Source organism: Levilactobacillus lindianensis, assembly GCF_003946095.1.
GTDB classification, from domain to species: domain Bacteria; phylum Bacillota; class Bacilli; order Lactobacillales; family Lactobacillaceae; genus Levilactobacillus; species Levilactobacillus lindianensis.
Map to the genome: position 1 here is coordinate 1 of NZ_RHOD01000021.1, position 20,904 is coordinate 20,904.

General features: G+C 48.9%; 18 protein-coding genes. 14 read left to right on the forward strand and 4 right to left on the reverse strand.

Translation table 11 applies throughout. From position 1 onward, the window contains the following. Positions 1-483 precede the first annotated feature (483 nt). Both EKM70_RS08615 and EKM70_RS08620 read left to right on the forward strand, forming a co-directional pair. Positions 484-1,122, forward strand: a complete 639-nt coding sequence (locus tag EKM70_RS08615) for a hypothetical protein (protein WP_125547053.1) — start codon at positions 484-486, stop codon at positions 1,120-1,122. A 302-nt stretch (positions 1,123-1,424) separates the two neighbouring features. Continuing rightward, on the forward strand, positions 1,425-3,614 hold the full coding sequence (locus tag EKM70_RS08620; protein ID WP_125547055.1) for an L-type lectin family protein: 2,190 nt from the start codon (positions 1,425-1,427) through the stop codon (positions 3,612-3,614). 47 nt (positions 3,615-3,661) lie between these two features. Here EKM70_RS08620 and EKM70_RS08625 read toward each other — a convergent pair whose 3' ends face one another. Further along, entirely contained in the window at positions 3,662-4,120 is a 459-nt protein-coding gene (locus tag EKM70_RS08625; RefSeq protein ID WP_125547057.1) for a low molecular weight protein-tyrosine-phosphatase, read from the reverse strand. A 103-nt stretch (positions 4,121-4,223) separates the two neighbouring features. Here EKM70_RS08625 and EKM70_RS08630 point away from each other — a divergent pair, with 103 nt between their 5' ends. The 11 genes from EKM70_RS08630 to EKM70_RS08680 all read left to right on the forward strand — a co-directional run bounded on the left by EKM70_RS08630 (position 4,224) and on the right by EKM70_RS08680 (position 16,181). Next, entirely contained in the window at positions 4,224-4,790 is a 567-nt protein-coding gene (locus tag EKM70_RS08630; protein ID WP_125547059.1) for a LemA family protein, read from the forward strand. A gap of 19 nt (positions 4,791-4,809) precedes the next feature. Beyond that, on the forward strand, positions 4,810-5,703 hold the full coding sequence (gene htpX / locus EKM70_RS08635; protein WP_125547061.1) for a zinc metalloprotease HtpX: 894 nt from the start codon (positions 4,810-4,812) through the stop codon (positions 5,701-5,703). Between the two features lie 186 nt (positions 5,704-5,889). Further along, a complete protein-coding gene (locus EKM70_RS08640; protein WP_225416409.1) occupies positions 5,890-6,555 on the forward strand; it encodes a hypothetical protein in 666 nt (221 codons plus the stop codon). Between the two features lie 187 nt (positions 6,556-6,742). Further along, on the forward strand, positions 6,743-8,128 hold the full coding sequence (locus EKM70_RS08645) for a UDP-N-acetylmuramoyl-tripeptide--D-alanyl-D-alanine ligase (protein WP_125547065.1): 1,386 nt from the start codon (positions 6,743-6,745) through the stop codon (positions 8,126-8,128). 194 nt (positions 8,129-8,322) lie between these two features. Further along, entirely contained in the window at positions 8,323-9,888 is a 1,566-nt protein-coding gene (locus EKM70_RS08650; RefSeq protein ID WP_125547067.1) for a DEAD/DEAH box helicase, read from the forward strand. A 283-nt stretch (positions 9,889-10,171) separates the two neighbouring features. After that, positions 10,172-11,314, forward strand: a complete 1,143-nt coding sequence (locus EKM70_RS08655) for a baeRF6 domain-containing protein (protein WP_125547069.1) — start codon at positions 10,172-10,174, stop codon at positions 11,312-11,314. Between the two features lie 278 nt (positions 11,315-11,592). Beyond that, positions 11,593-13,713, forward strand: a complete 2,121-nt coding sequence (locus EKM70_RS08660; protein WP_164506362.1) for a BspA family leucine-rich repeat surface protein — start codon at positions 11,593-11,595, stop codon at positions 13,711-13,713. 231 nt (positions 13,714-13,944) lie between these two features. After that, positions 13,945-14,301: a holo-ACP synthase gene (gene acpS, locus EKM70_RS08665; protein ID WP_125547073.1), complete on the forward strand. Its 357-nt coding sequence runs from the start codon at positions 13,945-13,947 to the stop codon at positions 14,299-14,301. A gap of 5 nt (positions 14,302-14,306) precedes the next feature. Beyond that, positions 14,307-15,431 (forward strand): alanine racemase, encoded by a 1,125-nt coding sequence (gene alr, locus EKM70_RS08670; protein WP_125547075.1) that lies wholly within the window; start codon positions 14,307-14,309, stop codon positions 15,429-15,431. Positions 15,432-15,515: 84 nt separating this feature from the next. Beyond that, entirely contained in the window at positions 15,516-15,752 is a 237-nt protein-coding gene (locus EKM70_RS08675) for a hypothetical protein (RefSeq protein WP_057878830.1), read from the forward strand. Between the two features lie 30 nt (positions 15,753-15,782). After that, positions 15,783-16,181, forward strand: coding sequence for a type II toxin-antitoxin system PemK/MazF family toxin (locus tag EKM70_RS08680; protein WP_125547077.1), 399 nt, complete (start codon positions 15,783-15,785; stop codon positions 16,179-16,181). Positions 16,182-16,384: 203 nt separating this feature from the next. Here EKM70_RS08680 and cbpA read toward each other — a convergent pair whose 3' ends face one another. From cbpA to EKM70_RS08695, 3 genes are all read right to left on the reverse strand, one after another. Next, positions 16,385-17,026 carry a cyclic di-AMP binding protein CbpA gene (gene cbpA, locus EKM70_RS08685; protein ID WP_057878828.1) on the reverse strand — a complete coding sequence of 214 codons (642 nt, stop codon included), beginning with the start codon at positions 17,024-17,026 and terminating at the stop codon, positions 16,385-16,387. Positions 17,027-17,235: 209 nt separating this feature from the next. Next, positions 17,236-18,624, reverse strand: coding sequence for a L,D-transpeptidase family protein (locus EKM70_RS08690; protein WP_125547079.1), 1,389 nt, complete (start codon positions 18,622-18,624; stop codon positions 17,236-17,238). A gap of 393 nt (positions 18,625-19,017) precedes the next feature. Further along, the gene (locus tag EKM70_RS08695; RefSeq protein WP_125547081.1) at positions 19,018-19,980 is read right to left on the reverse strand and encodes an L-lactate dehydrogenase; all 963 of its coding nucleotides are present in this window, start codon (positions 19,978-19,980) and stop codon (positions 19,018-19,020) included. A gap of 352 nt (positions 19,981-20,332) precedes the next feature. Here EKM70_RS08695 and pth point away from each other — a divergent pair, with 352 nt between their 5' ends. Next, on the forward strand, positions 20,333-20,890 hold the full coding sequence (gene pth / locus EKM70_RS08700) for an aminoacyl-tRNA hydrolase (protein WP_125547083.1): 558 nt from the start codon (positions 20,333-20,335) through the stop codon (positions 20,888-20,890). Positions 20,891-20,904: the final 14 nt, after the last annotated feature.

The window sequence follows — 20,904 nt, forward strand, 5'->3', positions numbered from 1 at the left end:
GTGCTAGTGCGCCACGTTGAAAACGTGATAAAGTAGATGTACCCAAAGTAATCACTCCCTATATTGGTTGGAATTAGCTACTACCATTGTAAGTGATTGCTTTGGGCTTTTTAATTTCTGTTCGGATTAATTATAGAATTTGCCTATTTTAAAATCTATACAGAGGCCTATCTAATCTTCTGGCGAGATTGCTAAGTATTTAAGCAACGAACGCTATCTATGATAAATGTGGCAAGCTTTTGCTTAGGGAATGTTTGAAAATGATATTGGAATTTTGGAGGAGTAGTCGTCATGATCTTGAAGTTGTTGTTAGCGTTCGTTGTCTTCGTATTCTCAGGCCTCGTTGGAGATAATAAGACACTTATGTGGATACTTAAGGTTATTGGATTCCTTATCATTGCTTCAATTTACTTCTAAAACAATTTTGACATCGAGAAAATGCAAACGCTTTTTTTAAAGTCGTAACTTAGGAGGAATAAGATAATGGATTTTATTGCAGCGGTCATTATCGCGATAGGGGGTTACATGACTTGGCGTGGATTTGCCAAGCCTCGCCAAATGACACTAATCGGAATTGGTGTTTTTATTATCCTGGTTGGGGTTGGAACGGCCAGTGGGACATCTGTTCTGTCATCAGCTATCTCAGGTTCAGACACGCCTACCGGGCCACGCAAGGTTTCACATCCATTACCCAAGGGGCTGTCAGATAATTCTGATGTGCTGGTGAAGGGGATGGAACAGTCTAAGTTGTCCTACGAGCCACAAGTTGCTTCGGGCCTGGGGGAAGACATGAATGATGACGATGCCATTCAAGTGATGGAGAACCCCAAAACCAAACGATATGTCTTCAATTATAAATTTCGTGGGAAGATCATTCCTGTATATGTTATCGATGCTGTTACTAGTGGGGATCAATACAATACATACTTGATACCGGTTAAGAAGAGCAGTATCTATTCCATCATGACAGATGAAGGCATCGCCGATAAGCAAATTAAGGCCACGGATTACTATGGTTTTTCATACATGGACATGGTCCAACTGGGTGTTGAAGATCCGTTTGATGGTTCTGAACACCCAGACCAAAAGACCATTGGTAATTATGTTGTATGCTATCGATAAGCTTAATGAGTAGCATAGTAGCGATAATTATTGGAGGGGTGATTAGAACGCTTGAAAAGTAGGCGATTATGCCGGAAATAAAGTTGATTAGTCACAGCATAACCCCTTATAAATATTGTTATTTCAGCATTTTCACTGGTAATTGGTGACGATCGTGTTATACTATCCTAAAACAATACATGCTGTTATTATTAAATAAGTGAAACTATAATTTTAATAGTAACAACGCTTTCATGATCTTGGCTGGAAGAGCATGACGGTAACTTCTCGAATGACTAGGGAGAGAAAGGAGTTTGGGATAGATGAAGACGATCGGACTCGTCATTATCAGCTTTTTATTGGGGTGTGTGCTTTGGGGACAAAGCACACAGGCATTTGCTGGGGACTTAGAAGATTTACAACACGCCTTAGCGACGACACCACAGGGAATTCAACTCCAGAATTACTTTGTGCCGGGAACATCTTTGAATAACCATGCGAAGATCGTTAATAGCCAAAACTCGTTGGTACATAACACTCAGGCGGTTCGATTGACGAATAGCGAGAGTCAGGTCGGCAGTATCTGGTCGACACCCAAAAATACGTTTAAGTTGAATGAACCACAGACGGTTTCCATGTGGTTATACTTCGGTGGAGCAGCAAGTTGGGTGGCCGATGTCGATCCCCTGAAGGCCCCAACAGGGGATGGCATGGCATTTGTCTTACAGAATGATCTGAGAGGTGTCAGCGCAACGACTCAAATGCCAGGAGACAAGCCTCTAGGGGAAACCTTGGGTGTTTGGGGGGCCGACACGGATCCCAAAGATTCCAGTCCTGCCCAAGTGGCTAGTTCGGCCATTCAAAAGAGTTGGGCGGTTGAATTTGACTCATATATTAATAATGATACTTCCTTTGAAGGAGCTGGCAAGTGGAATTCTTTCGATGTTTCTCAAGATGCAACTCAGCCGATTAGGTTTCCTCACATTGCTTCGAATTACCCCGGAGATAGCAATAGCTATCAGAAAAATAAAGTAAGGGGTAGCGGATTCTGGGGGTCGGGATTCGGTGCAGATGTTTCTTATTTTACGTCCTTAAATCACAATGGTTTAATTCAAGGAAACAACTTCCAATTCCTATCCGACCATCAGTGGCACCACTTCACATTACGTTACGCACCGCAGGTTGGCACGGATACAACCAAGGGACAAATCAGCTATACGTTTAACGATAAAGATCCCAAGACTGGGGTTGCACTTCCCGGTCTGAAGCAAACGGTTGAATTGGACAAATCCAAGGTCGACAACGGGACCCACGAGACTCAATGGGGGTTCACCGGTGCAACCGGTGCTCTTTCGGAGAATAACTTAGTCGTTTTCGACCAAGTTCCTGATTTGGTTGAGGTGTCGGCGGACACCCATATGGCTGACCTCACCCAGGGAACGAATGTCGCCCAAACTCAGATGGTTCGTGAGCGTGATCAGGTTCAATTGAACTATCAGGTAAAATACCTGAATGGTACGGAGAAATGGAATGATGTCATTGCGGATTTGAAGGTTCCTAAGAATATCGCGTTGTCATCGGGGTCAATGACCTTGGCCAGTGATCCGGAACACCCCGCAACGATTGACGCCGCGGACTTAAAAAGAAATGAAGTGACACGGTCCATCACTACAGGATTGTCAGCGACCTCGGCTGGCGCCACATTCTCCTTTACCGGAAAGGTTAAGGACGGAACGGGGCCCGTTGCACCGCTGACAAGTCAATTCCGCGGAAAGGAAGCCGTGGCTGAGACTTCGACGCCGGAATTCACGGTTGATCCGACCCTTGATCTGAAACTGGCGTTGCCAAGCAGCTTGTATGTCGATCCGGGTAAAGGCGCGCAAATTACGGGGAAAGTTCAAATTGGAGATCCAGCCTGGCGTAACTCGGACGTACATCTACAGATGAGCATCAACGGGCAATCCTTTGAGGAGCCACTTAAAGATAGTGATCCACGTGGTGTGGTCAATGTTGACCTCCCAGCGACCTTGATTACTAAGAAGACCAACACTCTGACGGTTACCGCTGTAGGGCCTGATCCCAGTCACAACTCACAGACCAAAACAATGACGATTTACATTGGGGAGTTAGCCTTTACTTCAGCAACCCCGCAAGTCACCTTCAAAGGCAAGCTAACGGGAACGATGCAACGATTGGCGTGCGCCCAGCCATTAGATCTGACTATTACCGACACGCGCGAGAAAGGCAACGGCTGGCATTTAGAGGCCGTTGCCAGCCAACTTAAACGGGCCGATGGGCGAGCTCTGGATGGTGACGTGCAATACTTTAGGGATGGTCAACTCTTGTCCTTGAACGCCGCACAAACCGTTGCTAGCCATACGAATGATGGTGTGAATACCAGGACTCACATTTCTTCTGAAAACAATCAGGGCCTATTATTACAAGTCGGGGGTGGCGCTATTTCCGGCGACTATTCCGGGCGAGTGTCTTGGCTATTGATGAATACACCTTAGAACGAACCAAACGGGCCGCAGCCTGGTTTGGCTGGGCCCGCTTCACTTTAGGCCAGGGCGTCCAGCCATGCTGGGAGTGCCGTGGCTAGTTCCTGATAGGTTAATTCGAATTTGTGGGTGTACCAAGGATCATCGATCGCTTCGCCTTGTCGGTCAGGAAAGATGTCCAAACAGAGCTTAACTTTAGCCTGATCAGCCGCGGTTGGCGCCATGCGCTGCAGATTGGCCACGTTGGCGTGGTCCATGGTGATAATGGTATCGGCCCACGCAAAATCCTTGTCGGTGATGGGACGAGAACGATGGTCGCTGGCATCCAGTCCGTGAGCACGCATTGCGGCCAGTGCACCAGGATGAGGGGGATTACCCTCTTCCTCGGTACTCGTCGCCACGGAGGCGACACTGAATTTTTGAGTCAGATGACGTTGTTCCAGCAAGTCATTGAAGATGGCTTCGGCCATGGGGGAACGGCAAATGTTACCAAGGCAAACAAATAGAATGTGTTGCATGGGAAACCTCCTAATTATTGGTTAAGGCAGGCGGACATACTGGCCTCGGCCAAAACCATTTGTTATGATGAGTTTACCAGAAACTGGACAAGGAGTGATTAGAATGGGTTGGATAATTTTAATTGTTGTCATCGCGATTTTAGCAATTTGGTATGTGAGTTCTTACAACGGGCTGGTTAAGACGCGGACTTACGTACAAGAGTCATGGAGTCAGATTGATGTGCAGCTGAAACGAAGGAATGACTTGATTCCCAACCTGGTCTCAACGACCAAGGGCTATGCCAACTACGAACAGGGAACACTGAAGAAAGTTGTCGAGTTACGGAACCAGTTAACAGCGGTCCCAGCAGATGACCACCAGAAGACGATGGAAGTGTCTAACGAACTGTCCACTACATTGCGGTCGTTGTTCGCATTGTCTGAAAATTATCCAGACTTGAAGGCTAACACCCAATTCACCAACTTAATGGAAGAGTTGACGAATACTGAAAACAAGATTGCTTACTCACGGCAACTGTATAACAGTTCAGTAGCCAGCATGACGGTTAAGATCCAATCATTCCCAAGTAACATCGTTGCCAAGATTCACAACTTCCAAAGCAGCGAATACCTTCAGGTACCTGAAGAGGAAAAGACGACACCTAAGGTTAACTTTGACGATTTTAAATAACAGGTAAGTAGGCGATAACATGCTGTATGAACAAATTGCCAGTAATAAGCGGCGAACGGGCTACGTCATGTTTGGCTTCGGTCTCCTCGTCTTGGCACTTGGGGCGGCCTTAGGCGACGTATTCTGGTCGAATTGGGTTTCCGGAACGATTATTGCCGCCGTGGTTGCTGGGGTTTACATGGCAATCATGATTAGCCAGTCGACCAATGTGGTCATGAGCATGAATCATGCCAAGGAGATTACCAGTGTCGATCAAGCGCCGCAACTGTGGCATATGATTGAAGACATGGCGATGGTGGGCAAAGTGCCCATGCCCCGGGTCTTCATTATTAATGATCCTAGTCCGAACGCATTCGCGACGGGGAACGATCCAGAGCATGCCGCAGTGGCTGTGACGACGGGGATTATGGATCGACTCGACCGCGAGGAACTTGAAGGGGTCATTGGTCATGAGATTTCTCACGTGCGGAATTACGATATTCGGCTACAAACGATTGCCTTAGCACTTTCGGCCGCAATTGGACTACTGGTTAGCTTTGCCAACAACTGGTTCTGGTGGGGCGGTAGCCGCCGACGGAGTGACGATCGTGATTCTGGAGGCAACGTTATTGGGATCGTCATCTCGATCCTCTTGATTATCTTGGCGCCATTGGCCGCTAGCATCGCACAGATGGCCTTGTCACGTAATCGGGAGTATCTGGCTGATGCTTCGAGCGTCGAGCTCACACGGAACCCGCAGGGCCTAATTAGTGCCCTGCGTAAGATTGACGATAGTCAGCCAATGCAGGCGGCTGATCCGAATAGTTCGGCCCTGTACATTGGTGACCCATTTAAGAATAAGAAGAAAATGGGTGACTTATTTGCCACCCATCCCCCGATTGCCGATCGGATTGCTCGCCTCGAAAAAATGTAAAAATAGTCGCGGCTAATTAGCCGTTTCGTAGTACAATTAACATGAGACCAGGGGAAAGAGTGTAAGCGTATGCGCGGAAATTTTGTCTATTTAAGTTTAGAACCCGTCACGAATATGATTTATTCGTTAGGGATATCACCTGCTGATTTTTTGAACGGCGTTCCCGCCATTCCCAATCAGCTCCTTTTGCTTAATGCAGAATCCGCTAGTGATGCTGAAATTAATCCGCATACACGTCTCCAGACGTTGACTGGGCAGACCCAGATTCGGCGATATTTACTGGGGAAACACGAGCACCCCGTCAAGTGGCTCGACTACACCCATGGTGATGACTTAGATTTCCTGTTGCCTAACGAGATTGCCGAGTTGCTCTATCTGGCTCATATGGATACGCATATCCGCACGCCATTCTACGCGAAGTTGCAGAACGACTACGCCTACCTGACGTTGCGAGATGGGTTCTACAAAACCTATTACCGACACCTGAGTAGTTTCGACCACGTGTTGGAGGTCAGCATTAAACGCCATCTGCGCGCGATGCACAACAACCGGTGGGTGTTTCGCCCGTTAGCGATCAGTGATGTGCCGCAAGAGATTTTGTTACAGCTGATTCAGGGTTTAGCGGATGGTATGATCATTGCCTTTGACCAGTTAGTCGAACGCCACCGAATCTACGTGATTCCGGTCCGGACTATCACCCATCCTGAGCGACAGGCGACTTGGTACTCTCAAGAAGAGGTTTATGCTGATTCCCGTGAGGTAGCCAGTCTACGTTATGATCTGACCACCCGTGAATGGGCGCTCAGTATCCACGATAACCAAGTCTTTAGCGATGTGATGGATTTAATTTAACCATGAATAAACCACTGGGACGTTAGGTTTCCGGTGGTTTTTGTTTGGCGGCTTAAGCGAAGACTTAGCGATCCATGGTATAATGAATCTCAGAATTTTAAAAACAGGATTAACGAGGTGGCTGACGACCCCTCGAAACTAAAGCGGGGATGACCGATTGTCCCCGGAATATAGGAGCCTTAATAACATGAAGATGCAACTTGCTGAAATTGCTCATGCAGTGGGAGCAATCAATGATTATAAAGAATGGGAAAATGTGAGTGTCACCAGCGTGGCGTTCGATAGTCGTCACCTCCAACCGGGGGGACTCTTTATTCCTTTAACGGGTGAAAAGGATGGCCACCAATTTATTCAGTCGGCCATCGACCATGGCGCAGCTGCGACCCTCTGGGCGCGCGACTTAGCGACAGCTCCTACCGGATTTCCGATCATTCAGGTTGCGGATGCATTGAAGGCCCTGCAGGCTCTCGCACAATACTATCTGTTGAAGATTAACCCTCGAGTCGTGGCCATCACTGGGAGTAACGGGAAGACGACGACCAAGGACATGGTTGCCAGCATCCTCTCAACTCAATTCAATGTTACCAAGACGCACGCCAACTTTAACAATGAGATTGGGGTGCCGATGACGGTGCTTTCTATGGAACCCAATACCGAGATGTTGGTGGTTGAGATGGGGATGGATCGTCCCGGACAACTCGACTTTCTGAGTAAGCTTGTCTCGCCTGATCTGGCAATTATTACCATGATTGGTGAAGCCCATATCGAATTTTTCGGAACCCGTGACAAGATTGCAGATGCCAAGATGGAGATTACGCATGGGTTAAGCGAGGATGGGTCCTTGGTTTACAACGGGGATGAACCCCTGTTACGGGAACGAGTGACGGATCTAAACCAACGTCAGGTGACCTTTGGCCAAGGCGAAGACAATGATCTTTTCGCTACCAATGTTGCCGGTACGTCGACAGCAACGACCTTTACCACTAACGAATGGCCCGACACAACCTTTACAATTCCCATGATTGGGACGTATAACGTCAACAATGCGTTGGCGGCATTGGCGGTGGCCACAGTCTACCGGATTCGCCCCGAGAACGCACAGAAGGCCTTGGCCCACGTGACCTTGACCGAGAACCGAGCTGAGTGGCTCAAGGGGAGTCATGGCGAGGATATCCTGAGCGATGTCTACAACTCCAATCCGACAGCGGTTAAACAGGTACTAGCGGCCTTTTTGAAGACTCCTGTTTCTGGTCAACGAGTGGTTGTCCTGGGAGATATGCTCGAACTGGGTGACCAGGCTGATGCCATGCATGCTGGTTTAGCTGAAGCGATTGATCCCCAAGCTATCAGTCACGTTTACCTGGTGGGTCCCCACATGGTGGCCTTGCAGACACGTTTGGCACAGCGTTATCCCGACCTTGCTGTGACTCATTTTGCCGCGAGTGACCTGGCATCGCTTTCAGCGACTTTGCAGGGTTCATTGACCCCGGCTGATCAGATTTTATTAAAGGGATCTCACGGGATTCATTTGGAGCAAGTGTTAGCGGCCCTACAGGATCCGGTTCAAGAATAAAGGAATGACAAGGCAACTTCCATGAGTCGTGGGAGTTGCTTATTTTGTAGGCACGATGTATGATGGTTTAGTTGCTTATTTGAAGAAACGAACTTACTCCGCTCTAGCCAATCGTTAATCGCACCACGGAAAACGGATTTTTTCCAAGATTTGCGAGGCACTAGGGCGATGTACCCATTAGGAGGAAATTATTTTTGAAGTTTAAAGAACTGGGTCTTTCTGAAGACCTACTGAAGGCTGTTACGACAGCAGGTTATGAAGAAGCGACCCCAATTCAAGCCGAGACAATCCCCATGGTTTTGGCGGGTCAAGACGTTATTGGACAAGCCCAAACCGGGACAGGGAAGACTGCGGCATTTGCCTTACCAATCTTAGAGAAGATTGATAAGAGCAATCCAAATGTTCAAGCATTGGTTGTATCCCCAACACGGGAATTAGCCATTCAAACCCAAGAAGAAATTTATAAATTAGGCCGTAACGAACGGGCAAACGTCCAAGTCGTATACGGTGGGGCGGACATTCGTCGCCAAATTAAATCCCTGAAGAATCACCCACAAGTTATTGTGGGGACGCCAGGCCGTTTACTCGACCACATCCGGCGTCGGACTTTGAAGCTGGACCATGTCCAAATGTTAGTCCTCGATGAAGCCGATGAAATGTTAAACATGGGTTTCTTGGACGATATTGAGGACATCATCAAGCAATTGCCAGAAGCGCGTCAAACGATGCTCTTCTCCGCAACGATGCCACCCGAAATCAAGCGGGTTGGGGTTCAATTCATGAAAGACCCTAAGCACGTGAAGATTAAGGCCAAGGAATTAACGACCGACTTGATCGATCAATTCTACGTTCGCGCTCGTGACTTTGAAAAATTCGATGTTATGACGCGGTTCTTCGATGTTCAGTCACCAGACTTGACCATCGTGTTCACTCGGACGAAGCGTCGGGTGGATGAAATCTCTAGCGGGTTACAAGCCCGGGGTTACAATGCCGCCGGAATTCATGGTGACCTGACGCAGAAGCGTCGGACACAAATCATGAACCAATTCCGTCACGGTAAGTTAGATATCTTGGTTGCGACTGACGTGGCAGCTCGTGGTATCGATATTAACGACGTGACCCATGTGTACAACTACGATATTCCACAAGACCCAGATAGTTACGTTCACCGTGTCGGCCGTACCGGTCGTGCCGGGAAGCATGGGGTTTCCATGACTTTCGTAACGCCTAACGAAATGGACTACTTGCGTGAAATCGAAAAGCTGACGAAGGTGCGTATGCTTCCATTGAAGCCACCTTCGGATGAAGAAGCATTGGTTAGCCAATTAGGTGCCGCTAAGGACAAGGTCACTGATCTTGTTAACAAGACGGATACTGAAAAGTTTGCCAAGACGGCTGAAGGCCTCTTAAAGGAATTTGATGCTGAAGACTTGGTTGCAGCGTTGTTAAACGATTTGACCAAGGATGACAGCAGTCAGGTTCCGGTTAAGATTACGCCAGAACGGCCATTACCTAAGCGCGGCGGCAAGCGTCACGGCGGTGGGGGCTACCACCGTGGTGGCGGTAACCATCGTCGTAACGGTAATGGTGGTGGCGGCTACCGTCAACGTCAAGACCGCCGTGGTGGCGATCATGACCGTCACGGTTCTCGTAGCCATGATTCACGTAACCATGGTGGCGGCGACCGTAACCGTCGCAGCAACAATGGTGGTCGGCGTTCCGAAGGTGGCCGTGGGTTTACCATTCGGAAAAAAGACTAAATTAAAAAGTTAATTGATTAGAAGGAAGCGTTAGTCGACTAGGCAGGTCGGTTAGCGCTTTTTTTGTGTTACTTGAGATTTAGACTTTCTTAATAGATCAAGCTAAAAGTTGATAGAACGGGGTTTAATAGCATATTTTTTTATATAACCCCATTATTTAATTATTAATTTCACAATTAAGGTTGCACTAGTTTATTCTGTATGCTATTATTACCTTATCGAAACGATATGAAATAACTTATTGCAACGAACTCAACTCACAAAACCACGGAGGTTTCTAGATATGGCAAATCACTTTGACTTACACGCTGCACTGACGCTCGCCGCTAAGCCAGGTCCCTTTGTCACCATGACCTTACCGATCACAGGGGTCCCCGCGATTGACCGGACTCAGTTCAATAGCCTGCTCTCAGCTGGTAAAAAGCAACTCGTGGCGGTCGCTCCTAACCGGGCGTGGTCGGCGTATGAGGCTGCATTTGAACCCTACGAACATGGTCCATTGACGAATGGTGGTGCCCAAGGACTCGTGATCATGGCGGGGACCACGGACAGTTACCATTACTGGTTACACACCGCGGTCGGGCCAACCGTCACGGTGACCACCCGGCCTAACGTGCTGCCAATTCTGGAATCGCGGGACCTGACGGGGGATTATGACCTTCTGTTACTCAATGGGGAAGGGTTCGAGTTTGCCCAGGTTCGGGGTGGCCGCGCGGAGTTGGTGAACTTACCAGTAGACGCGCCAATCACTTTGAAACAAGCGTTAGGCAGTGAGTTACGTGACAGTGGCCGTTGGCAACGGTCTGCCGGACCGGGAACCCATTACAGTGGGACCGGGTCGGTCGACGCTGGGAAGGCCGCGGACCAGCGAAATTACTTCATGGCCGTTGACAACTATGTCAGCCAACATTTTTCTAATGTTGATCAAGTGCCCCTGATTCTGGTGGCGGGAGCTGCCGACCAAGGGAACTTCCGGAAGCTTTCCCAGAATGCTTACTTGGACCCAATGATTCGTCTGGTTCAGGGAACCAATCTGGCGGCAGCCAATCAATCCTTGGCAGAACTGGCGGTGAAGGTGAACGCCCTGCGTCATGAGCAGGCGACCCAGATTCGTCAGGATGCTTACGCCAAGGCCCGTTCACGTGAACGGGTGGTCCAAGATGTTGGTGCGTTGGCCACCGCCGCGGTGCAGGGTCAACTAGGAACCCTGTGGTTACAGGCGGGAGCTAATCATCCCGGGCACCTGCTAGAGACGGGTGAGGTGACGACTGCTACAGCTCTGAGTCGGCAGAATAATTTGTACAATGACTTGGCGTTGTTAGTGGCGCAACAGGGTGGTCAAATTCAGGTGTTACCGGCGGCTGAAATGCCAACGCGGAGCATCATTGCCGCCCAGTTACGGTTCCGTGAGGCCGTTGTGAGCTAATTGATGTTTGGAGGAGTTAGTTCACAGAGTACGAAGAAAGGACTGGTGATTGCCAGTCCTTTTTGCGTGGATGACTTTTGAAGACCATGATACAGTTAGCCAGTCCGTAAGGTAAGATCTACAGCAGGCTGTCAGCCACGTTAAGGCACATCGATGTATAACGGGTGAAATAAACATCAATAAAAATAGTTGTGCTAAGTCATGGACTTTAAGTGGTGATGGCCCTATAATTTACCCAGATGACTAGGAGTGTTACACAACAAAAGAGGGCTATTCACATGACAAAAAAGTTGAGGATGACATCGAAACAGAAGTTGACGACTTTAGCTATTCTGGGCGCTGTTGCTGGAATGGGATTACAAGTGGATACGGCAAAGGCAGCTGTGGTGAACGCAGCAGGCGATGCCACAGCTAGCAGTACGGGAACCAGTACCGCGGCTAATGACCCGACGACCAAGCAGGCCGTCATTTCAAATGGGTCTCAGACGCCGGCCGCTGGCGCTAAGACTACCACCGATGCGGTTAGCCAGACAAAGGTAGCTGGTGAGACGACAACCAGGACGGTGACTGATCCTGAGACGCCGGCGAATACGTCCAAAGTGACTTCACCAGACACAGTCAAAACTGACGATCCGTCAGTAACGCCAGAAAACACTATAGTGGCCGGAGAAGCCACGCCAGATAAGAATGTAAATGACGGTAGTCAGCAGACAGACGACACCAAAACGCTCACGGCAATCCAACCGCAGAGGCGGTCACGTGCCAATCTTCTTCGGGATGTGGCCCCAGGACCAACGATTAAGAACTCTGGAACTAACGGGACGGCACACTGGACCGAAGATACTAATGGCGTCGTGACTATCACGGGCGGAACTATGGCCGAAAGCATGATGTTTTTTGAAAGTGCGACTAAGTTAGTTTTCGATGGTAGTCTAGGCAAAGTAGTCTTACCGGCTAACAGTAGCCGATTCTTTGAATACTGGTCAAACCTGACCGAGATCGATGGCTGGGAGAACGTGGATGCTTCGAAAGTCACGAATATGTCTCACATGTTTAGTGAGGATGTGGCACTGAAGAGTCTCGATCTGAGTTCGCTAGATCTGAGTCACGTGACGAACATGTCAAGCTTGCTGTATGGGGGGATTTCCGATCAGAATGGCAATCACCCAATTAGTCTGACGAACTTCAAGTTGGGGTCGAGTACGAGCCAAGTTACGGACATGTCGATGATGTTGTCTGGGGATTCTTCCTTAACGACTGTTGATGCCGCAGATTGGAACGTCTCGAGCTTACAATCTGCTGATAGCCTTTTCCAGGGAACGGCTATTAGCAATCTAGATCTCAGTAAGTGGCAGACGCCTAAGCTGCAGACCTTGAGCAATACCTTTGCGGACATGCCTAACTTGAGCTCAATTAATGTTGCCGGTCTCCAGACAGGGTCAGTGACTAACTTTGTTCAGACGTTTGAAAACGATCCTTTATTGACGACAGTTGATGTCAGTCAATGGGATGTCTCTGGTTCGCAGTTCTTCACCAGCATGTTCCATGACGATCCAGTCTTAGCCAATCTCGATTTGAGCAATTGGCACCCTCAGGCGGTTCTCCAAATGAATTTGATGTTTGATGGTGATTCGGCCTTAACCGCGTTGAATCTGTCTGGATTTGACACGATCTCTGGTGGTCGCGGGACCGCTACGGTAAATGAGGCTTTGCTGGGTACCAATGGGTTACATGAACTTGTCTTGGGACCCAACACATCGCTTGGAGATGCTAGTCAAAATGCTGATTTGCCTGATATTCCAGTGACTAAGACGTATACTGGCTTATGGCAGGCTGTCGGCACTGGTACCGTGGAGAAGCCCAATGGGGCAACCTACACCAGTGCTCAGTTGAACGCAACCTACAATGGGGCAACGATGGCGGATACCTATGTCTGGCAGCAAGTGCCAACAACAACGCCAACGAACCCAGGGACGACACCAGATAATCCAGGCGCAACTACGGATAATCCCGGAACGTCGACTGAACCAACTGATCCGGATTCCAATCCCAACACAGATGGTAACGATAATGCTACTGTTAATGGTGGGGATGGTGATGCGATCGTGACAACTGATAAGGATAAGACTAAGAAGCCCGTCGTTCACGCGACGGTCAAGCCACAACAGGCCGCAACCACGACCAATGGTGGCAAGCTGACGACACTCAGCGCGGGGCAAGGTGCCACGGGAACGCAGAAGGCGACACAGAGTCAGGTAACAACCACGAGTCAGACTAACGGTCAATCTGACAAGACGACGTTACCCCAAACTAATGAAAAGAAATCGAGTCTGTGGGCGGCGATTGGTGCCGTTATGCTGGGTATCTTGAGTTTCCACTGGTACAAGCGTCAAGATTAAACGTGGACGTGAGTTTAAAACTAGAATGACATAAAGGAGCGGTGACGTAGACAACGTTACCGTTCTTTTTAGATCCCCAGTTCATTAAGTTCATTGAATTAGTTTACGTTTTCTCTTAACCGATCAAGTTGTGGGGGTCAATCGGTCTGCCCTGTGCTAGAATATAACCTAGACATTCCAGCAGTGGTGTGACAATTGGTAGACTGGTGAGAAGATAGGAGCGATAACGTCATGATTTATGGGATCGGCATTGATATCACAGATTTGGATCGCGTGGCCCAAGTTGTGGCGAAGCAACCGAAATTTTTAGAAAAGGTGCTAACTCCCAATGAAGTGGCGGACTATCGCCAACTCAGTCAACGACGGGCCGTGGAGTTTATTGGCGGCCGCTGGTCGGCTAAGGAGTCTTACAGTAAGGCGATGGGTACCGGGATCGGGTCCACGGTTGGGTTCCAAGATATTGAGATCCGGGACAACGATCAAGGCCAACCAATTGTTACACGCCAACCGTTTGAGGGGGATGCCCACGTATCTATTTCGCATACGGATACCGTGGTAATGACGGAAGTCATCTTAGAAAGAGGGTAAGTGTCATGGCAATTGGGGAACATCGACCAACACAACTGATCATTGATCGGCAGGCATTACGACAAAATATTCACGCGGAGGTTGAACGTCTGGCACCCGGGTGTGATTTATTTATGGTCGTTAAGGCCAATGGTTACGGTCACGGTGCGGTTCAAGTGGCGCAGGCGGCCAAAGAAGCGGGGGCCAGTGGCTTTTGTGTGGCTATTTTAGATGAAGCTTTGGAATTACGGGCTGCTGGGTTTAATGACCCCATTCTGATTCTAGGGGTCACTAATCCAGCCGATGCCCCACTGATGGCTAGGGAACATATCTCAGCCACAGTGGCAGCGATGGACTGGTTGACCGAGGCTGAAGCGTACCTGGCGTTAGCGGGAACCTCAGCACCGTTACGTGTTCACCTGGGACTCGATACCGGGATGGGACGAATTGGTTTTCGTAATGTTCCAGACTTAGTGGCGGCGGTTGACTATCTGGCAGAGCATGCCAAATCATTTGAGTTTGAAGGGGTCTTTACCCACTTCTCAACGGCCGACGATCCCGATGACGCTTACTTTAAACAGCAGTTTGCTAAGTGGCAGACGCTCACTAACGCCTTGCCACAGCGGCCACGCTACGTGCACGTTTCGAACTCGGCGACGAGTCTCTGGCATGCGGCTTGCAATGATAACCTCGTGCGCTATGGGGTGGCTGGCTATGGCTTGAATCCTTCGGGAACGGCCATTTCCGAGCCCTTCCACTTACAACCAGCGCTGAGTCTGACTAGTGAGCTGGTTTATACCAAGCGGTTGGCTGCCGGAGAATCGGTTAGCTATGGCGCAACCTATACCGCCAAAGAGGCGGAGTGGGTTGGCACGGTGCCGATTGGCTATGCTGATGGCTATGAACGGCGCCTCCAAGGTTTTCACGTGCTGGTCAATGGCCAAGTTTGTGAGATTATTGGACGAGTCTGCATGGATCAGTTAATGGTTCGCCTACCCCACAATTATCCCCGTGGGACGCAGGTCACCCTGATTGGTAAGGACGGCGATCAGGAGATCACGTTACAAGATGTGGCGACCTATTGTGGGACGATTCATTACGAGATTGCTTGCGGTTTTACCAGTCGGTTGCCACGACGATACATTCACTAATTTGGACGGGTTAATAGTGTCCAGGTTAAGGGATTCGTGGTAAACTGTATGAGGTAAGAACGTTAACAACCTAGGAGGGTGAACATGATCCGTTCGCAGCAAATCAAACGTCCACAGATCCGATTGCATATTTCCAAGACGGTTCGGCGACAGGCATTGATTCCGATGCACGCCGCGGCAGCCCGGAAGCTGGCACTCATTGTTGGCTACCAGGCGATGGCTTTGATTAACCGGGATCTCGTCCGAGCATTTACACCATGTGAAGAGGAAGCTGAACGGCGGTTAACAACCTTTCGTAACGCACAACAAGTTAAACAGTAATTAATTTAAGAGGATAGGGGATGGCGGCCCATGGCCCGTGTTGAAGTTAAACGCGGTGACGTTTTCTTCGCCGACCTATCACCAGTCGTTGGTTCGGAGCAGGGTGGCATGCGCCCCGTGTTAATTATCCAAAACAACGTGGGGAACCATTACAGTCCGACCGTAATCGTGGCGGCAATCACCGCACGGATCGAGAAACCAAAGATGCCGACGCACGTGGGTATCTCGGCGGAACGAACCGGTATTGAGCGGGATTCCGTCATTTTGCTTGAGCAAATTAGAACGATTGATAAGCAACGGTTAAGGGATCAAGTGACCCACCTGGATGTTAAAACAATGGCAGCAGTCGATACAGCCTTGGCGACTAGTATTGGCCTGGTGGATAAGTCACGCAAGAAAAAGAATAAACCCAAAAGATCCACTACATAGCTTAACGACGAGACTTTAAAAGGTCACGACAATTTTGTCGTGGCCTTTTTTGTCTGCTGGATTGGTAGGCATTTTGGGGATCAGAAAAGGCCGTGACTTGGTCACGACCTTTGGGTGAGGTTTTGAATTTTACAGTGTTGAAACGTGTGACAGAAGGCAGTCGGCGAGCATTAAGGCTGCCTTCTGTCACACTCTAAATCACGCTAACCTTCGTGGCGCAAATCTTCAATTTCAGGTACGTGGAATTCTTTACGTTCCAAGGCCTTGACGATTCGGTCGAGTTTTTCTTCGTTAACTTCTGCGGGGAGGGTGAACATGGTTCGGTGAACCAGTTCGCCTTCCTGGGCATCCAGACTAATGACACTGGCAATGGACGTGTACTTGGTGATGACCTTAGCCATTCCAGCCAAGTCACCACGTTCACCGGCGGAAACGACCGTCAGTACGTAACTGCCAATGTTGACGTTCCACGACTGGGACAGCATGTCCATCAGACGGGTATGCGTCAAGATACCATAGAAGGCATTCTTGTTATCAAGAACGGCGATGTATGGCAGGTCTTTGATGGAGAAGAAAACGTTGAAGAAAGCGGCGTTTACCGAGATAAACTTGGTGGCATTCTTAAGTAATGACGTCACCGGCAGCTGCATGTCGCCGCCACGAGACTTGTGACGGTAAATGTGCATCTTATAAATATTTCCGCGGAAGATTTGCCCGGTCTCATCCAGGATTGGAACACATCGGTAGCCCGAGTCTTCCAAAATCTTGAGGGCTTGTTCCAGGGTGACATCCTCGCGAACCGTAACTAAACGTTCTTTCGGTTTCACTAGGGATTTTAACAGCATGGCTGATGACCTCCTAAAATTAGAAACTTCTAATAATCTCTTCTCATAATAACATAGTTTCCCAATTAAGTGGGGGCAAATTTGGTTAATTTTCCGAAAATTAAGTAAAACGCGGGACTCACTGAAAACAAGTTAGGGGCTGATTTATCGCGATAAAAAAGTGGTTATCGGATCAATCATGATCCAATAACCACTTATTAAAAATCTCATTAGAAGACAACGACTGGTGTTCCGACACTGACATGGTCAAAGACGGCTTTAATCTCAGAAGGCGGGGTGTTCACACAGCCGTGTGACCCGTGGGCCTTGTACCAAGATCCGCCGTAGGTCGGTTGCCATGGCGAGTCGTGAATCCCCACACCGGTATCATCGATTGGCATCCAGAACTTCACTTTGGAAGAGTATTTGGATCCGTTGTCGTTCTTACCACGGAGCGTCGTGTTACGTTCCTTGCTCCAGATGACCCAGACCCCATCAGGCGTGTGATGGGCCGTCGTTGGTAGCCCAGTGACAACGGCGGTCGAGACGACGCGCTTGCCGTGCTCATAGACCCACATGTGCTGGTTAACCTTGTCGACTTCGACGTAAGAATCACCGATGTCGGTTCCACTGTGGTGGTAGCCACTCCCTTGAATAACCGGGGTCCATGACATGCCCTTACCAGCCAGAACTGAGGTCCTGAGCTTTGGTAACTCACTCTTGACCTTGATACTCCAGCCGTAGAGTCCAGCGGGTACCTTGACTGTTCCACGTTTTGTCGATTTGAAGCTCCGGGTCTTATAAATAGTGCCATATTGCTTGCTGAGTTTAGTCAGGTAGGTCTTCATGGCCTGATTATCCGTGTTTAATTTACCATCCTTAAACGTCAACCAAGAAGCTAAGGTCTTGTTGGGAATAGCAATGCGGTGGCCACTCAACTTGTAGACGTAGTTCTGCTTGGTGATGGCTTCAGCGTTGGCTTCGGCCTGCTTGAAGCGCGCGTTAGTTGTGGTGAATGCCGGCTTGAGATAATCAGCAGAGACATCGACGGTATCTTCGCCAACTTCAATGGCACTCGTGATAGACTTGGCGACTTTCGCCGCGTCCAGTTGATTACCGGTCTTTTCCTTGGTAATCACGTAAGCCCCATTTTGAAAGGTGAATGACGCATCCGTTGAAGGGGTTCGCGTCTGGTTGGCTTTCGCCGTAATGGTGTTTGCTAACGTCCGAACGCTCTGTTCGTTGGCGTTGCTAGCATTTAATTTGATCGTATCGGCCGTGGCTGTGGTGATGTGCACCGGCCAAGCCCAGGCGTTTTGTTTCGCGATTAGCTTGCGCAGGGCCTGTTGCGAAGTGACCTTGAGATCGACAGACTGGGTTTTAAAGGTGGTCACCGTCTTGTGACCATCTTTTAACGTCAGTTGTTGGTTCTTGAGGGTCGACTTCAGCTTTGCAGCGGCTTGGGCGGCAGTGTTGCCGCCCACGTTAACGCCTGCAATTTGGGTATCTTTGAAGAAGACTTGTGCGTTGGCATAGTGATAAACTCGCCCAACATAGAGGGCTCCGACCGCGACGATTGCGGTCACGAGCCCGATGCCGAAGGCTTTCTTCTTTTTCATTAGTGTGACCTCCTAAATAAGTCAGTGACAGGAAAGTCGTCGTCCTTTCGCTCACAGAATAGCATAACTCCAGCTTACTTCAAACAACCTTAAATAACAATGTTGTTGCCCAGTTGTTAACGCTTTCTACAAAATTAATTGACTACAAATATAGTTAACCGTCATTGGGGATAACGAGTTTAACTGTTAGATAGGTGACTTGCAAAAGAAGAGAGTGTGAAAAAAGACGGTTAGTTAATACGTATTAACGTCGCTAGACGAATAATCTTGGTCTTGACTTGTTTGTCTAGCGGAGTTGACTACCTTTTGTCACACGTTTCGACTATAGACGCTTGGAGCACAAAAAAGCCCGAGACTTTTGTCTCAGGCTCCTCATTTTAAAAAATTATCTGACTATTTCAGGGCAGCTAAGCCATCCTTCGTAACCTGCTTCAAAGTAGCAGCAGATTTAGCCATTAAGTCTTTTTCACGGTCGGAAAGGGGAACTTCAATCACACCGGCTAACCCACTACCATTGATGATAGCTGGTGTACCGATAAAGATGTCGTTCAACCCATATTCGCCGTCTAAGGCAGCGCCGATTGGTAAGATGGCGTTTTCGTCACGCAGGATAGCTTTCGTAATCCGCATCAAGCAGGTTGCAACACCGTAGAAAGTGGCACCCTTCTTGTTGATGATTTCGTAAGCTTTGTTCCGTGTGTCGTCTTCGATCTTAGCTAAGTCATCGTCAGTGATGCCTTGTTCCTTGGCAAGAGCCTTCAAAGGCTTCGTACCGATCGTAGCTTCGTCGTATGCGGCGAATTCGGAGTCACCGTGTTCACCCATGATGTAGGCGTCCACGTTCCGTGGGTCGACGTTGAACTTCTTAGCCAAAGCAACCCGTAAACGGGAAGTGTCCAATGAAGTCCCAGAACCGATAACCTTTTCCTTAGGGAAGCCAGAGAACTTCCAAGTAGCGTAAGTTAAGATGTCAACTGGGTTAGCAGCAACCACGAAGATACCATCGAAGCCAGAATCAACGACTGGCTTAACGATTGAAGATAAGATCTTCAAGTTCTTGTTGACCAGGTCCAAACGGGTTTCGCCAGGCTTTTGTGGGGCACCAGCAGTGATTACAACGACATCGGCATCGCCACAGTCGGAGTAGTCACCGGAGTAGACTTTCTTAGGTGCCGTGAAGACTTGAGCATCTTCAAGGTCTAAGGCGTCTCCTTCAGTACGGTCCTTAATAACATCCACAATTACAAATTCTTCAGCTAAACCTTGGTTCATCATTGAGTAAGCATATGATGATCCAACGGCACCGTCACCAACGAGAACAACTTTTTGATGGTTTTTAGTAGTCAAATCCTTCATCTCCTAATAAAATTTAGACATCAAGGTACGCAGTAATACCCAGTGCTAAGTATACCATGTTCACCAGGTAGCGACTACGTGACGGCCTTAAATTTGTGAATTTTTTAGCTTGAAAACGCCACCATTGCAATGCTTGTAGGCTCGATCAGTGCAGGGGTGTTGGGACTATGCTATACTCTAGAGCGTTGATTAGATTTGTGAAATTGACCTAGCCAGCTGAACGGGGATGCTGATCCCGTCCAGCCATTTTGTTTCACCTGGGGAACACCCAGAGTCCCGCCAGACTAGTGGGAGCTAAGCCAGGTCACTAACCAGTAAATTAGGTTCTTATATAAGGGAGTAATCGTAAAAAATGAAAATGATCGTTGGATTAGGAAATATTGGGCCACAGTACACGGGCACCCGGCATAACACCGGCTTTATGGTGGCAGATGCCTTTGCCAAAGAACACCAAATCACACTGACCACGCGGAAGTTTGATGCCCGTTTCGGCAGTGGGTTCGTCAATGGCGAAAAGGTACTGGTGGTTAAGCCCACAACCTTCATGAATGAATCGGGCCGGGCCGTGCATCCCTTGATGGACTACTTCAAGATTGACCTCGAAGACATCTTCGTCATTCAAGATGATATGGACCTGCCAGTCGGTCGGATTCGACTCAGGGATCATGGTTCAGCCGGTGGTCACAATGGGATCAAGAGCATCATTGCTCACGTTTCCAGCGAGAAGTTCAAGCGCCTGCGGGTGGGTATCGCCCATCCCCAACAACATTCTGTGGTGGACTATGTCTTAGGTAAATTCACGACTGAACAGGCCCCACTCTTTAACCAGGCAACCGATCAGGCAGTGGCCGCGTTGGATGACTGGATCGGGGGCACGGAGTTTACCCAGTTAATGAATCAATACAATTAGGAAGAGGACGTTAG